Source organism: Paenibacillus xylanexedens (assembly GCF_001908275.1).
Classification (GTDB): domain Bacteria; phylum Bacillota; class Bacilli; order Paenibacillales; family Paenibacillaceae; genus Paenibacillus; species Paenibacillus xylanexedens_A.
Genome location: NZ_CP018620.1, coordinates 3749607 through 3764514 on the forward strand (window position 1 = coordinate 3749607; position 14908 = coordinate 3764514).

General features: G+C 45.2%; 12 protein-coding genes. 10 read left to right on the forward strand and 2 right to left on the reverse strand.

What is annotated here, in order from left to right; all coding sequences use genetic code 11:
• The first annotated feature begins 100 nt into the window (after window positions 1–100).
• The 5 genes from BS614_RS16855 to BS614_RS16875 all read left to right on the forward strand — a co-directional run bounded on the left by BS614_RS16855 (window position 101) and on the right by BS614_RS16875 (window position 6845).
• On the forward strand, window positions 101–1702 hold the full coding sequence (locus BS614_RS16855; protein ID WP_074094802.1) for an extracellular solute-binding protein: 1602 nt from the start codon (window positions 101–103) through the stop codon (window positions 1700–1702).
• 111 nt (window positions 1703–1813) lie between these two features.
• Window positions 1814–2716, forward strand: a complete 903-nt coding sequence (locus BS614_RS16860; protein WP_062834078.1) for an ABC transporter permease — start codon at window positions 1814–1816, stop codon at window positions 2714–2716.
• 38 nt (window positions 2717–2754) lie between these two features.
• Window positions 2755–3627 (forward strand): carbohydrate ABC transporter permease, encoded by an 873-nt coding sequence (locus tag BS614_RS16865; protein ID WP_074094803.1) that lies wholly within the window; start codon window positions 2755–2757, stop codon window positions 3625–3627.
• 244 nt (window positions 3628–3871) lie between these two features.
• Window positions 3872–5578 carry a hypothetical protein gene (locus BS614_RS16870; protein ID WP_074094804.1) on the forward strand — a complete coding sequence of 569 codons (1707 nt, stop codon included), beginning with the start codon at window positions 3872–3874 and terminating at the stop codon, window positions 5576–5578.
• A gap of 301 nt (window positions 5579–5879) precedes the next feature.
• A complete protein-coding gene (locus BS614_RS16875; RefSeq protein ID WP_074094805.1) occupies window positions 5880–6845 on the forward strand; it encodes a sugar phosphate isomerase/epimerase family protein in 966 nt (321 codons plus the stop codon).
• 601 nt (window positions 6846–7446) lie between these two features.
• Here BS614_RS16875 and BS614_RS16880 read toward each other — a convergent pair.
• Complete coding sequence (locus BS614_RS16880; protein WP_074094806.1) at window positions 7447–8031, reverse strand: P-loop nucleotide/nucleoside kinase family protein; 585 nt, start codon at window positions 8029–8031, stop codon at window positions 7447–7449.
• 284 nt (window positions 8032–8315) lie between these two features.
• On the opposite strand from BS614_RS16880, the gene BS614_RS16885 reads away from it, so the two are divergent.
• Together BS614_RS16885 and BS614_RS16890 are read left to right on the forward strand one after the other, a co-directional pair.
• Window positions 8316–8651, forward strand: a complete 336-nt coding sequence (locus tag BS614_RS16885; RefSeq protein WP_074094807.1) for a PadR family transcriptional regulator — start codon at window positions 8316–8318, stop codon at window positions 8649–8651.
• Window positions 8648–9997: an FtsW/RodA/SpoVE family cell cycle protein gene (locus BS614_RS16890; RefSeq protein ID WP_074094808.1), complete on the forward strand. Its 1350-nt coding sequence runs from the start codon at window positions 8648–8650 to the stop codon at window positions 9995–9997. The genes BS614_RS16885 and BS614_RS16890 overlap by 4 nt, the downstream gene beginning before the upstream one ends.
• A 61-nt stretch (window positions 9998–10058) precedes the next feature.
• Here BS614_RS16890 and BS614_RS16895 read toward each other — a convergent pair whose 3' ends face one another.
• Window positions 10059–11849, reverse strand: coding sequence for an ABC transporter substrate-binding protein (locus BS614_RS16895; RefSeq protein ID WP_074094809.1), 1791 nt, complete (start codon window positions 11847–11849; stop codon window positions 10059–10061).
• Window positions 11850–11983: 134 nt separating this feature from the next.
• Between BS614_RS16895 and BS614_RS16900 the strand changes: the two genes are divergently transcribed.
• The 3 genes from BS614_RS16900 to yidC all read left to right on the forward strand — a co-directional run bounded on the left by BS614_RS16900 (window position 11984) and on the right by yidC (window position 14870).
• Window positions 11984–13603: a DUF4153 domain-containing protein gene (locus tag BS614_RS16900; RefSeq protein ID WP_074094810.1), complete on the forward strand. Its 1620-nt coding sequence runs from the start codon at window positions 11984–11986 to the stop codon at window positions 13601–13603.
• Window positions 13604–13695: 92 nt separating this feature from the next.
• Complete coding sequence (locus tag BS614_RS31145) at window positions 13696–14046, forward strand: hypothetical protein (RefSeq protein ID WP_235193801.1); 351 nt, start codon at window positions 13696–13698, stop codon at window positions 14044–14046.
• Window positions 13983–14870, forward strand: coding sequence for a membrane protein insertase YidC (gene yidC / locus BS614_RS16905; RefSeq protein ID WP_074094811.1), 888 nt, complete (start codon window positions 13983–13985; stop codon window positions 14868–14870). Before BS614_RS31145 ends, yidC begins: the two co-directional genes overlap by 64 nt.
• Window positions 14871–14908: the final 38 nt, after the last annotated feature.

Sequence of the window (14908 nt, forward strand, 5' to 3'; positions counted from 1 at the left end):
TGATTAGTGACATTCACAGATGCAACAAAATGGGATGAACAAAGTGGAGTGGCAATCATGTGAATCCATATCAGAGAGTGTGCGAAAGGGGAAAGGTCAAATGAGATTATTTCAAAGACGTAAGGCAGGCAAGGCAAGTTCAATCCTCGCAGTGGTAACAGCATTCACTCTATTATTATCTGCATGTTCGTCAGGAAGCGAATCAACATCTTCATCTGGAGATTCGGGTTCGGGGGAAAAAACAACTTTGAAAGTAGAAATCTTCGATCGGGGAAACACTCCGGCGGGCTACACCATTTCGGACAGTTATCTGACTCGCTTCATTCAAGAGAAGTTTGGTGATCCAAACAACATCGATGTTCAGTTTGTTCCGGTACCACGCTCGGAGGAAGTACAGAAACTTAACGTTCTGATGGCGAGTGGCTCTGAAGTACCTGATATCGTCTTTACCTACGATTCGGGAACATTCAACCGGTATGCAGAGCAAGGAGGTCTGACCGAACTTACGGATCTGATCAATCAAAGTGGTCCTAACCTGAAGAAGTTCCTGGGAGATGAAACGCTGGCCTACGGTCAATACGATGGACAACAGTTTGCGGTTCCAGGTAAACGTCTTGTACTTGGCAAGTACGCATCCTATGTTCGTCAGGACTGGCTGGACGCACTCGGATTACCTTCACCTGAGACAGCTGAGGAGCTGCATACAACACTGAAGGCCTTTAAGGAAAAAGATCCGGGTAAAGTCGGTACAGGACTTATTCCGATGGGAATGTCCATTGCCTCGGCTCAATATGAACCACTGATCTGGTCATTCATTGAACCGCTGACGGAAGAACAGAAATATACATTAACGCAGCAACTGGGTTCCAATGACTATCCAACGTTGTTGCCTGGTTTCAAGGACGCCCTGAAATATATGAACACACTTTATAATGAAGGATTAATGAGCAAGGATTTTGGACTCGACAAAGACAAGAAAAAGCTATGGGAAGATGTATCTAACGGAAAAGTTGGATTCTACACCGAGGATGCGGGAGAGATTTATATCTCCGGTACGTACAAAAACCTGCAAACCAATCAACCGGGTGCAGTGATGACACCAATTGATGCATTCAAAAACTCCGAAGGCAAATTCGCCAAACCGGCATATGCACCCAATGCGATGTATGTCATGATCCCGAAATCGAGCAAAAATGCGGAAGCCGCGATGAAGTATCTTGATTGGATGGCTTCGGGCAACAACCTGTTCGATCTGCAATTCGGTGTTGAAAACGAGAACTACGAACTTGTGGATGGGGTACCACTGATCAAAGATGATGCTTCTCCTGAAATTGCAGGCCGTATCTATAATTCCGGTGACATTGCCATTATCGTGAACGGTAAATACGTTGGGGATGACAAGAAAAATGAAGAGGCCTACGTCGTTCAGGTAGAGTCGAAGTATCGGGATGATATGCGCAAGTCGGTAGCGATCTCTAACACGGACACCATTCAACCGGTACGTTTCTCTAAACCGATTGATGCGGAAGCACGTTACGGTAACGGCTTGAAAGACAAGTTTATGGAGTTTTTCGTGAAAACAACCATTTCCAAACCCGCTGATTTTGAAGCCACGTATGACAGCATGATGAAGGATTACATGGCGAGCGGTGGCCAAGCAATCCTGGATGAACGTACAGAAGCTTACAAAGCGATGAAATAAGTAGAGTAGAGATCACATCTAATGTGTATGACAACAAAGAACAGGGGTTTCATTAGGGCGATGGCAACATCGCCTTGATGAAGAGTCCTGAATGACATGGGGGGAAGGTTTATGAAAACAAGCATCTATTTCCGCAGAAATTGGCAACTATATGCGTTGCTCCTACTGCCCATGATCTACTTCATTATTTTCAAGTATGGGCCAATGTATGGCGTGCAGATTGCGTTCAAGGATTTTAACTTCTTTCAAGGGATCTCTGGTAGTGAGTGGATTGGCTTGGATGCATTCAGAGAAGTGTTTCAAAATCAGGGGTTTTACACTGCATTACGCAACACGTTAGTGCTAAACATGCTGGATCTACTGGTTTCTTTCCCGGCGCCACTAATACTGGCCATCTTATTGTTTGAGCTGAAGAAGGCCTGGTTCAAAAAGTTGGCACAGACCTTACTGTACATTCCTCACTTTATTTCGTGGGTCATTATTGGAGGGATCGTACTTCAGGTATTCGGTACGCAATCCGGTTTCATTAACAATATCTTGATGAGCATGGGATTTGATCCATTACCTTTCCTTTCAGACAAAAACTATTGGCTCTTTACGTATCTTGCGGTAGGTGTGTGGCAGAGTGCAGGCTGGGGTACGATTCTGTATCTGGCATCTCTGACAGGGATTAACCGTGAGCTGTATGAAGCGGCAGAAGTGGATGGAGCAAGTCGGCTACGCAGAATCTGGCACATCTCCTTGCCAGGCATCAAAACAACGATTGTTACCTTATTGATCATCAATGTCGGCAACATGATCTCTATCGGCTTCGACCGACCATTTATTATCGGTAACGTGGCTGTACGTGAATACTCGGATGTGCTAAGCACGTTTGTCTATCGTGTCGGTTTACAATCCGGTCAGGTCACGCTAGCAACGGCTGTAGGTTTGTTCCAGGCTTTAGTTGGACTTGTCTTCATACTCGGAGCGAACTATACGTCCAAGAAATTGACCGATGAGAGCATTATGTAGTGGATTGATTCACATATGATCTGTAAGGAGTGAGTGAGATGTCTGAAAACACGGCGAATCGAATATTCAACACGGTAAACGTCATTCTTATTGTCATTACGATGGTGCTGTGTCTTGCACCATTCATTCATATTATTGCGATCTCGCTCAGCTCAAACCGGGCGATCGGTTCAGGAGAAGTTTCCTTTTTCCCCAGAGAATTGTCCTTTGAGGCGTATACCAAAGTATTTGCAGATGGATCGATGATTCGTTCCCTCATCTATACGATTTGGCTTACCGTCCTGAGTACGGTACTAAGCATGGTGATGACCATTGCAGCAGCTTATCCACTGGCGAAGAGTAATCTGAAAGGGCGCAAATGGTTCATGCTTGTTATTGTGGTGACGATGTTCTTCAGTGGCGGCATTATCCCAGAGTACATTCTGATCAAAAATCTGCATTTACTCGATAGCACATGGGGACTTATTCTGCCTGGGTTGATTAGTCCTTTTTATATGATTATCCTCATTACCTTCTTCAGAGGTATTCCCGAAAGTCTGGAAGAAGCAGCAGGCATTGATGGAAGCAGCCACTTTGGAACACTTATGCGCATCATCTTGCCGCTATCCCTTCCGGTTATGGCAACACTTAGCCTATTCTACGCGGTAGGACGGTGGAATGGTTTCCAGGATGCACTCATGTATATTACGAAGCCTGAGCTGTACCCTTTGCAATTGAAATTGTATCAGATGATTCAGCAAAACCAGATTACAGAACTGATGCAGAACGAAGGCATTGGCGCCGTTCAGGTCCTGCCTGAGAGTCTGAAAGCAGCCAGTGTTATATTCTCCACGTTACCGATCCTGCTTGTGTATCCGTGGTTGCAGCGGTACTTTATCAGTGGCGTAATGGTAGGTGCTGTAAAAGGTTAATAGAGGTTGTTCAAAAAGTTCACTTTTGATTACGAATGATGCCTAGTGGCATCATCAGCATCGAATATGAAATTTAGCCGAAATAAGCGGGAGGCTTACGAAGTATGTTTCCTTCGGAAACATTGTAGTTGCTCACGTAGTTGTCCTACGCTCCGCTACTCCATTTCTAGCTTAATTCCATCTTCTTGGTACTGAAAACTGATCTTTTTGAACACGCACCTATAGTCTCGGGAGGTTGCATGAAATGACACAACGAATGGTAGAAAAGATGTCGAAAGAGCAGCAGTATCTTGTAAATCAGTCCATGACGATGATGGATAGCTTCTATGATAAGGAACTGGATCTGCTTCGGAGTTTCGAAGAAGAGGATTCATCGCAGCACAGCACACGAGCCAGTGCACATTATGCGCTCGGGTTGTTGATTCGAAATGAGCCTGGTGATGTGGAACGCGCGATACAAGTGTTCCACAAGGTGCTCGATGTTCAATATGACGCTCCGGATGAGATCTATCACGGAACCTTCGCGACCCGACCAACTGATGTGCATCCACCAGCGGGTCACTATGCTTGGAAATCTTTTGCGCCAGGCACGGCCTATTTCCTGGAACGCACCTTTGAGAAGGTGTCTGCGCAGTTTATCCATAAACTACAGGAAGAGGGTTCTCTGCTAACAGAGGCAGCAGACCCCAAACAACTGAAACACCTTTTTTATTCGGCAGTGAATCAGGTTCTGCCACCGATCTGGATCAGCTATGATCCCAACTGGCGCGAGTTTATCGCTTGTGTCTGTGTGGTCGTAACTGCCGAATTCGCCGAACTTATGCCGGAGACACTCATGAAACGTATGGACCATGCAATGGAGTTGGCTGTCCAAGGGTCAATAGAACGCAGGTTATCCGACGTAATTCCCATGAATACGAATATTGAGTTAATGCATATTTTCATTACCCACTACTACGGCCATCGCTTGAACCGGACAGAATGGATTCGGCATTCGGATGAACAGGCGGAGGGATTGATGAAGGAGTTCGAACAATACGACGGTACATTCGCCGAGTTCAATACGACAACGTATTACGGAGTGGATCTGTCCGTGCTTGGCATGTATCGAAAGTATGGACTCACGGAACGTTTGATCGAAATTGGACACCGGATTGAACATGGGCTGTGGAATAACATTGCGCTATATTATAATGCCAACTTGGAGAATCTCTCCGGCCCGTTCTCCCGGGCGTACGACATGGAGATGCGAGAGCATAGTTCGATCGGTGTATTTATCTATCTCTTGCTTGGAGGAGGGTATGAATATCTGGCAGGAATCAACTGTGAGTCAGGCCATGATCCATTGATTGCGCTCCTTGGGGTGGATGTGCCCGCTGAAGCCGTGCCGTATTTCAAGGCTCATCAAGAAGATCGGCTTGTGCAGAAACAATTTATGGAACTGTGTGAGCGCAATGATCCAACGTCCAATCGGAATTTGTGTACAGCCAAAGCCTGGATTGGTGAGGACCGGATGATCGGGGCCATGTCGGGAAGTGTGAATACGAATGGACAGATGCATCCAGCTACGATCCACTGGCAGACGGAGACGGGGGAACGTTATTATCTTCGCTTGATCCGCCGTGAGGTAGGCGAGGGGTGGAACAGCCATCTGCGCGGAATAACGTTTGATGCGGATCTCACGCCAGATTCGTTAACCATTGATGTGGAGCTGGATACGGCGGAAGGGATCGACGTTTATTTTGAAATCAGAGGGCCATTCCTTCGTCAGCAGGATATTACACCAGTGTTATGGCAGTTCCCTGGACTTGCGTGTACCGTGAAGGCTGAAGCACCTGAACCATCCGTGTTAATGTACGTGAATCATGCGGAGATCATCTATCGTTATGTGCCTGGGAAGACTGCAAACAAGATGAGATTTGAACTGACCTTCCGTGAAGACAACGATTAGAGGAATGAATAGGTATATAAGATGAACTGAACATTTACACGAGAACGAAGAGTGCAGAACCGATCTGAAGAAGCGGAGCGTTCGCCTGAAAGCTTTCTGCAAGAAAGCTGCATCGGAAGCATAAGCTATCACCGGATTTTTCCCTTTGGAGAAGGGGATCAAAAAAATCAGGGGATAACAGCGATCGGAAGATGGTACTGCAATTGGAGTGATCTAGTGTAAAGTTTATTGGTTCAACTTATATAGATAGAGATAAATGGAATATGAATGGGAGATAGAATGAGAGACAGGAGGACCAAGTATGTATACGGACAAACAGGAATATTCGTTCTCAACATGTTGGAATATCAAACGTCATACGACTGGACAAGGTATGATCGAGGAGATCAAGTCTCTTGGATTCAAACAGGTGGAACTGAATTACAACGTAACGGAAGAGATGCTGCAGACGATAGAACCGATGATTGAACGGGGCGAGATCGGTGTATCCAGTGTGCATAATACATTCCCGCATGTGGCTCATCCGGATTACGGGACGGATTCCGTCTTGCTTGGGTTCGATGATGAGCCGCGCCGCAAACGGGCGATAGAACTGTTACTTCGCTCAGCCGAGTTCGCACATCGTTATGGGGCCAAGGCTGTTGTTGTACATCCGGGTGAGGTTCCTTTTGAATACAATATAGATGAAGCGTTGAAAAAGATATACCACGATCAGGGGCCGGATTCACCGGCATATCAGTCTTTATGGCAAGAGATGCTGGAGAAGCGGGAAGATGGCAGCGCACATTACCTGAGCCGGATTCAGGAGAGTCTGGAAAAGGTATGTGACTTGTCTGAGCAGCGAGGATACGGGGTGAATTTCGGTATTGAGACCCGTTCACGCTGTTATCAGATGCCGACTTTGAACGAAGCGGGAACGATTATTGGACAAATGAAGGGCGCGCCGCTTGGTCTTTGGTACGATATTGGTCACGGTATGATGATGGATCGAATGGGGCTGTACGATAATGTACGTGAGGCTAACGCGTTGATTGATCACGTGGTTGGCGTGCATATTCATGAAACCGTAGGGTTGGCAGATCATTGGTGTCCATACATCCATAGTAAAGACATGACATTTTTTGATTCGTTTTTGGATGTTATCGACCGTTCTCCGGTGAAAGTATATGAGCTGAAAGCCGCGTGTACACCGGAAGAAATCGATGAGAGTCACGGATTAATTACGTCTCGTATTGCTGAACGTCATGCGGCGCGTCAGCGCGGATAGGGAAAAGAGTATATTTTGTGCTAAGCGCTTAGATGGGTAAATGGTAGGGCAATGGGGGAATGTAAAGCATTTTTCTCAGCTGATGTCTGACGTCTAATTGGGGTAGCGGATTTCGTCTATTCCATGTGTTATGAGGAGATATTTAGTGGAAAAAAGGATCGGTTTCATCAGCCTGCTAGGCTTGGTGAGACGGATCCCTTTTTTGATTTTGTTAGATATGTGTATATGTGATCGGTGTACAGCTTTCATTCAGATCACATTTGAATAGCATTCAGAAGCATTTTGGCACACAATTGGCTTCATAGCTGGGCACTCTTTGGAAAGTTAACGAACCTGACGCACCCTATTCCAAGCATATGAGTTAGATTGAAATCGTAAGGAATCTGAGACACCTTATCACTTCGTGTATAGCCCGTTTTTGCCCATTTTCACTTGTCTGCTCCAGTTTAGCGTTAGTGAGGTTCGTTAGAATTTTCATGTTAGTCCAAACCAGGTAATAAGGTGCCTGAGATTCGTTAGCGTGTTAGAAGTGAGTCAGAAGTTGGCGAGAGAAGTGTTTATTCTACCTATCACCAAAGCAAGATTGAGCCTGTGATTCTTTTTACTCGTACATCCGTCGTTCAAGTTCAGCATAGGCAATGGCAGGATCATCACTGGAATTATCAATATAAGCGACGGATGAAGCAGGGAGCGGCCAGGCTATCTCTTTACGGACGAGAGAAGCTGTGAAGGCATCCCAGTTGGCTAACTTCCATTCATCTAGTGGGGATTTTCTTGCTGAGATCCGCTTGTGATACAATGCTTCATTCTCTAAATAAATATAGGCCACACGCACATCCGTATCTTTCAGAGAACGTCCAATCCGTGCGAGTTCCTGCTCGATCCAGTCAGAGGTACCGATTTCCTTGGTAAATGGCCCCACAACGATCGTATCGATATCCAACTGAACGTCATCCAGAGCGGCGTCCATCGTAATGCGGTACCCAAGATCACGGCACAACCTTTTGTATTCAGGCGAATCTCGGTCGGATGGATCAAGTCCCTGAAGGGTCATGATCGCCTCAGCCGCGGGACGAAGCAGAATATCCATATCGAAGAAAGCAGCTTTATGTTTACGGGAAAGGGCTTTGGCTAGTGTGGTCTTGCCACTTCCGGCCCCGCCGAGAAAGAAAATTAGTTTGCTCATGAATGTAATGCCTCCTTAATTGTATTGAAAAAATAGTATATGTAATTAAAAAATACACGAATATATAGATTCATCATTAGAGTTCATGAATGAAAGGACTTGTTTATTTTAACATAAATAAAGAAGCTTGTTGGCTAGACAGAAAAGGAAGGATAAGGTAATATCATACCTAGTTGTTCTATGCATAGGTTTCCGATGTATATGAAAAGAAGAGATTTGAAAGTGTTATTTTTCAAAATCTAAAAATTCTTGCTAAATGAATTGAAAAGGAAGGAGTGAGTGCGTTGCAGGTTAACAAACAAATGATTAAAGGCAGTACCGAAACATTGATTCTGACCCTGCTTCAGGAACGACCGTTGTACGGATATGAATTAATCAAGGAACTACATCGTCAATCCGAGGGTGTGTTTAATCTGAAAGAGGGCACGTTATATCCTATTTTGCATGCTATGGAGATTGAAGGTTGGGTAGAGTCGTACTGGATGGAGGTTGAAGGCCGTAAACGTAAATATTATTCGATTCGTGACAAGGGCATGGAGGCCTTACAAAGTAAAAAAGCAGAATGGAATATGTTCCGTAGAGCTGTGGATCGAGTGCTTGGTGAAGGAGGCCTGACATGACAAATCGACATGAACGAATTCAGCATTATCTGGATCACATGTGTGTTCAGGTTAAAGCTCGCGAAGTACATAACGACTTGCGTGATGAGTTGGGAAACCACATGGAAGAAATGATTTTGGATAAAGAACAAGAAGGTTATACAGAGGAAGAAGCAATTGCATATGCCATTGAACAGATGGGTGATCCTGCAGTGGTAGGCAAAAGCATGCACCGATTGCATCGTCATCGCATGCATTGGGGGCTGTTAGTTGGACTAATTGGTTTGTCTATAACTAGCCTGTTACTGATATGGATCTTTACGATGAATGTTGCAGATGAAAAGTATCAGTCCTTATATCGGGGGCATGTGGTGTACACCATTATAGGTGTAATATTGATGTTGTTCTTTATTTATTTTGATTATCGTAAGTTGAAAAAAGCTGCTTGGTGGATCTATATTCTACTTAATGCCCTTTTGTGGATTAATCCAATGATATCTACGGATTTTTATGGTATGAGCAGATTCCTGATTGCACCACTTGGATTTGTAATAGACCTTACGACTGCTTCAGTATGGATTTTGCCACTTGCCATAGGGGCAATTGTGCAGGAGAAGTTTCATTCAAACTGCAATATGCAATCCATATTGACCTATATTGCTATGGTAGCGTTACCTGTAGTGCTATTGTTTCAAATGTCGGACTGGGTTCGCATGTTTCTGTTTGGCACAATGTCCATTATTTTATTTGGTTGGCTCACGCGAAAATGGCTTTATACAGCCTTAGGTGCTGTTGTAACAGGAAGTGTTTTTGTATTGTTATTGTTTTTTGCAGATAAGTACGGCCGCCTAGAGAGGCTTTCCGTCGTTTTGAATCTTCAGGATGACCCTTACGGTGGCTATAGTAACAATTCCATTATTGAAATTATTCAATCAGCCGGCTGGTGGGGTAATGGGATTGATACAACGTTCGACATGTTTAAAATGAGTTATTTAGATTACCCAGGTGTTCTGCTCATTGATGTGTTTGGCTGGTCAGCCGGGATACTATTATTGGTGGGTATCATCTGGTTTGTTGCAAGTATGGTGAAGATGCTTCCTCGCATTCGGGATGATTTCGGTCGAATGATAATTATCAGTATCACATCCATGTTTGCGTTGCAAATCATCTATTCATTGGCGATGACTACCGGCAAGGCTCCAATTCTTAGCATAGTTTTTCCTTTAATAGGATATGGAAATCACCTGCTTTTCGAATATGCCATGGTCGGTTTACTTCTCGGTATTTATCGTCGGAAGGATACCATTTCGACGATAAATGAAAGAATACAGCAGAAGGTGGATGGCGACCCAATGACCAGTTCATAGGTATCCAAAATCATTACCGCATCATGAAATGAAGGGATTGTCTTGCTTGTTTAACGAGCATTCACGGAAACCAGATATGACGCAGGTTCACCCAGCCCTGGCTGTTGAAAGATAGACCACGCACAGAAGGCAGATAAGCGGTCTCTACCGGTTTTTCAGATAAATGGAACAGTAGGTTCTGGCTTACCAAGAATTGTTCAATACGGTCTAATTCACGAGTTCGATCCGCAGCGATGGGAGAGGCGACGATGGTTTGCAAGATCTCATGGATCGTTATACGAGCAGAATCTTCCTGATGCTCAGATAACGTAGAGTAGAGATCATACCTTCGCAGTTCTTCGTCCCTGTCCCGAATGAGAGAGAAGAGAATCAGATCAGATTCCAGTCGCAGATCTCCTTTGAACTGCTCCATCGTAGCAGTACGGACGGTACAAGAGAAACCGCACTGCTCCAGTATGGACGCCAGATGTTGGGCATCCCTGCGATATTGTGGAATGGTTGCAATGTGCAGGGAGATGGGACTAGTGGAAGCGGATCTTATCGATATATCGCTAAATCCCTCCAAGTGGACCTGGACCTTCTTGGTGCTCACCGCACTAAAATCAGTCTCCACGACCTCAGAGTTATCTGCATGTCCGTCATCTCTATACATTCCAGCAAGGCATGACTGAAGGTGTGCTCTTACTTCCGGATCGTTTAACGGTCCGGTTTTTTGTGTATTACACGTGAGTAATTTATGAACCATTACACCTGCACTAATCTGTGTCCAGTCTGCACCCGCAGACGAGGACGGATTATGAACAAGATGAAAGAACGGAGTTTCGATATCTTGGCTATCGTCCATTTTTGCCGAGGCACTCCACGGAATCTGCAGGATATCTACCCGGTCCATATGTGCTCTACCTTGAAAATATGATGAAAAGGCTTCAAGTCTGCACAAGTGATCATCCCAGGCGGTGACCTTGAACGGTCCCGTCCCAACAGGTTTTTGCATCCCATGCACCTCACTCGAATGCTTCATCTTATGTTCGTTTGTTCCTGGTGAGGGTACAATCGCCGCACGACTTGTTGTCAGGAAGGACAAAAACAATTCATGAGGATCTTTAAGCTGGAAACACACGGTTAAGGAATCGACCGCTTCAATAGATAGAATCTGTTTACTTACATCACGGTACAGTGTCCGGCGATCTGTAGATTGCAGCCGTTCAAACGTATGCACTATATCATGGGCTGTCAAGAACTGACCATCGTGAAATGTAATACCTTTTCGCAAATAAAAGATCCAGGTCTTTCGGTCTGCACTGACATCCCAAGTATGAGCCAGACAGGGAAGAATCTCTCCTTGTTCACCCCGCTGAACCAACCCGTCAAAGACATGGCTAGTAACAAAGGATTCAGCTAATAGATTAATGTACAGCGGATCAAGGGCATGAAGCTGTTGGCGCAGGGGCAACCGAAGCGTATCAATCTGCTCATTATTGGTGCCGGCTTCCGTATGATGTCCTGAATACCCAAGCAACCACTGGTTTAGATGATCCTGCATGATTGTTGAACTGGAGAATGCGCTCACCTGCTCGGCAGCTTCCTGTAACTCCCGGCGATTCATGGCCTGCATCATATATTCTGCGGCGATTTGATCAGCCGGAACAAGCAAAGTCAGTGAAGAACGCCGACCCCGGCCACGCTGGGAAACCCAACGAATCCAATCATGGGCAACCATCTTTTTGACAATCGTTAACGTATTGCGGTGTGTACAACTTAGCAAATCAGCGAGATCGGCGAGTGTAAGTTCATGTTCTGTGTGGTGGCCGTAATGGCGATGCAACAGCAGATATTGCTGATGTAATTTCAAGTGTTGATTCCCTCCTGGAGGTGAACTCTGACGTATTCCTCTAAAATAAGAAGTTTTGTCGATTTTAATTTCTATTTATATTCCTATTTTATCATCTAGAATATAGCATAGAAAGGTTAATGGAGGTTTTTCCCATGATTGATAAAATAATGGCTTCACCGAAACGCGCTCTAATCACGCTACTGTCTGCATGGATGCTGGCGATCATTCACCAGTATTTATTCTATGGTAATGAGATTGGCGTATCGTATCCTATCTTTGTAATTCTCTTCTATGTGTTCATGTATCTGTTTGCACGGGACCGCATGAGGTCTTTCAGGTTCATTGATGCTTTTGTAGCGGCTGTAGTGCTATTGTTGTCGCTAACGTTCCTGTTATACGACAATGAACTGCTGTATGTTCTTAATTTTCTGGTCATACCTGGCGTAGTTATCTTACATATGACATATCTGATGGGCAGAAAACAGAAGCAGTGGTGGGAGATTGGTTTGATTGGTACGGCTATTGACCACTTGTTGCCTCAAGCCATACGTCATTGGGGGACTGTTGCGGCCATTGCTGTGAGAGCAGGCGGGCGTGGCATGGGCAAATCCCAAAAAACAGTTGTTTTCAAAGTGCTTATTGGTCTTGTGGCGTCCTTGCCTATCCTCATTGTTGTCGTCGCATTACTGTCCTCCGCTGACGGGGTCTTTGATCAGTATTTAGCCGGTTTTCCGGAGTGGCTGAATCAATTGGCTTTTACTCCAGGGATACCGAGAATCATCTGGATTGTCATCGCAGGTGTATTGCTGTTCGGTTATGTATGGGGATTTGTACAGCCAATGCAATATGAGGCAGAGAAGAGAGCGAACGCACATTGGAAAAATGGAGTAGCATCCACGGTTGATAAGCGTGATCACACCTATATAATCTCTCCTGTGGACCCGGCCACTGAAGGTAAGGTTACCAATAAGATTACACCCGAGCCCGAACGCACTCCGGTTCATCGGGAACCATTCAGATTGGACCCTATCATTGTGGGGACGATGCTGATTGTCATTAACTGTGTGTACGTTTTATTTGTACTTGTACAGTTTTCGTATCTGTTTGGTGCAGGAGAGGGGCATCTTCCGGTAGATCTGTCTTACGCAGACTATGCGAGAAGTGGATTCGCAGAGTTAATTCTCGTCACAGGTATTAACTTCTTTATTCTTATTGTTGCTTTGCAGTATACCCGTTCGAGTGGCAAAGCGGGTTCCATCGTGCATCAGGTACTTCTCCTGATTCTGGTCAGTTGTTCAGCAATTATGTTGTATTCCGCGTTTATGCGCCTAAATCTGTATGAGCAGGCATATGGATATACGTACATCCGCTTCCTGGTACACGCATTCATGATCTTCCTCGCACTCCTGTTGCTGATTGCTGGCCTTCGTATACGGTACACATCAATACCGCTGATCCGCTGGTATATTGTGCTTGCGCTAACTGCTTATGTTGCTGTCAACTATGTGGGCATGGATAAACGGATTGCCGAGCTGAATATTGAACGTTATCATCAGACTGGCAATATTGATGCAACCTATCTGGCAAGTCTGTCGGCAGATGCAGTTCCGTTACTTCGTGAGTTTGCTCAGGAGGAGTACCCGGATCTCAAAAGGGAAATGTTGGAACGTCAAGCCTACTTGGACGAGGATTCATCAGATCGTTCCTGGCCTTCTTATAACGTGGTAAGACACCGAGCTGAGCAAGAGTTGTCCAAATTGAGAACGGAATAGCTGAATAGTAGTTGTTTTCACGTACGGATTTATGCAAAAACAATATGTAAGTGTTATAATATAAAAACTAACCTATAAAGGGGGTGAATTCCTTGTTTGAACTGCAGGAGTTATTACCATATTTATTCTCGATTGGACTCATCTTCACCGTCAGTTATGCCTATATTGCCCATCTTCACTGTGGCATGACAGAGTACTGGATGGAAGGTGGCGCCGGTGGTGGACTTGAACCTGTACTTCCCGCCCTGTGTTTGGACAGACAGCACAGACAGGAAGACTGGAGCCGCATGATTAGACGAAGAGAAGCGCCCGATGAAGATGAACCAGATTGTCATTCCTCGTTGAACGATTGGTCAACAAATCAACGAGGAGGATATATATGGAACATAAGACCAACAAGGGATTCACTTTTACTTCGGGCAAGGGACGGATCTATGGCCTGATTGCCATTTTGTTTGCAGTCATGCTGCTTGCCGGATGCAGCAACAACGTGTCGGAGATTACTTCATCGACACCGGGATTTTTTAATCACTACATTGTATTTCCACTGTCGTATCTGATTCAGCACATTGCGACCATATTTAGTGGAAGCTACGGGATCGCGATTATCGTGATTACACTTGTCATTCGTCTGGCACTGTTGCCATTGATGATGCGTCAAGCCAAGTCCCAGCAGGGAACACGAGTCATCATGAACGCCATGAAACCCGAAATGGATGCGCTCAAGAAAAAATATGAAGGCAAAAATGATCCTGCTGATAAGCAAAAGCTGTCTCAGGAAACGATGGAGCTATACAAGAAACATAAGTTCAATCCGCTGAACATTGGTTGCTTGCCGATGCTCATTCAGTTGCCTATCCTGTCAGGTATCTACACGGCTATCCGACTTACACCGGAACTGTCTTCTCATTCGTTCCTGTGGTTCAAACTGGGAGCGCCGGACTACGTACTCGCTGTGGTGGTCGCGGTCATATATCTGATTCAAGCCAAGGTATCACAAGCCAATATGGCGCCTGAGCAGCGAAAACAGTTCGCCATTATGGGTTATCTCTCCCCATTGATGATGGCATTCTTTTCTCTTACAGCTCCGGCAGCGATGCCGCTCTACTGGACCGTTGGGGGTTCGTTCCTGGTACTACAGACATTATTGTTCCGTAAAATGTACCCGGTAGAACACCCACAGGAGCCTGTGGTTGTGGAAGTAAGTAAGAAAAAGAATAAAAAATCCAGCTCCGCCAAACCTTCTCGGAAACCTGCAAAGTCCTAATAAACTTGGTCCCAGTTGGTTGCGGAAACATGGTGATT

What these genes read in the sequence shown, in the direction of transcription:
- BS614_RS16855 (WP_074094802.1), top strand. Translation starts at nt 101, where the DNA reads ATGAGATTATTTCAAAGACGTAAGGCAGGCAAGGCAAGTTCAATCCTC.
- BS614_RS16875 (WP_074094805.1), top strand. Translation starts at nt 5,880, where the DNA reads ATGTATACGGACAAACAGGAATATTCGTTCTCAACATGTTGGAATATC.
- BS614_RS16870 (WP_074094804.1), top strand. Translation starts at nt 3,872, where the DNA reads ATGACACAACGAATGGTAGAAAAGATGTCGAAAGAGCAGCAGTATCTT.
- BS614_RS16900 (WP_074094810.1), top strand. Translation starts at nt 11,984, where the DNA reads ATGATTGATAAAATAATGGCTTCACCGAAACGCGCTCTAATCACGCTA.
- BS614_RS16880 (WP_074094806.1), bottom strand. Translation starts at nt 8,031, where the DNA reads ATGAGCAAACTAATTTTCTTTCTCGGCGGGGCCGGAAGTGGCAAGACC.
- BS614_RS16865 (WP_074094803.1), top strand. Translation starts at nt 2,755, where the DNA reads ATGTCTGAAAACACGGCGAATCGAATATTCAACACGGTAAACGTCATT.
- BS614_RS16860 (WP_062834078.1), top strand. Translation starts at nt 1,814, where the DNA reads ATGAAAACAAGCATCTATTTCCGCAGAAATTGGCAACTATATGCGTTG.
- yidC (WP_074094811.1), top strand. Translation starts at nt 13,983, where the DNA reads ATGGAACATAAGACCAACAAGGGATTCACTTTTACTTCGGGCAAGGGA.
- BS614_RS16890 (WP_074094808.1), top strand. Translation starts at nt 8,648, where the DNA reads ATGACAAATCGACATGAACGAATTCAGCATTATCTGGATCACATGTGT.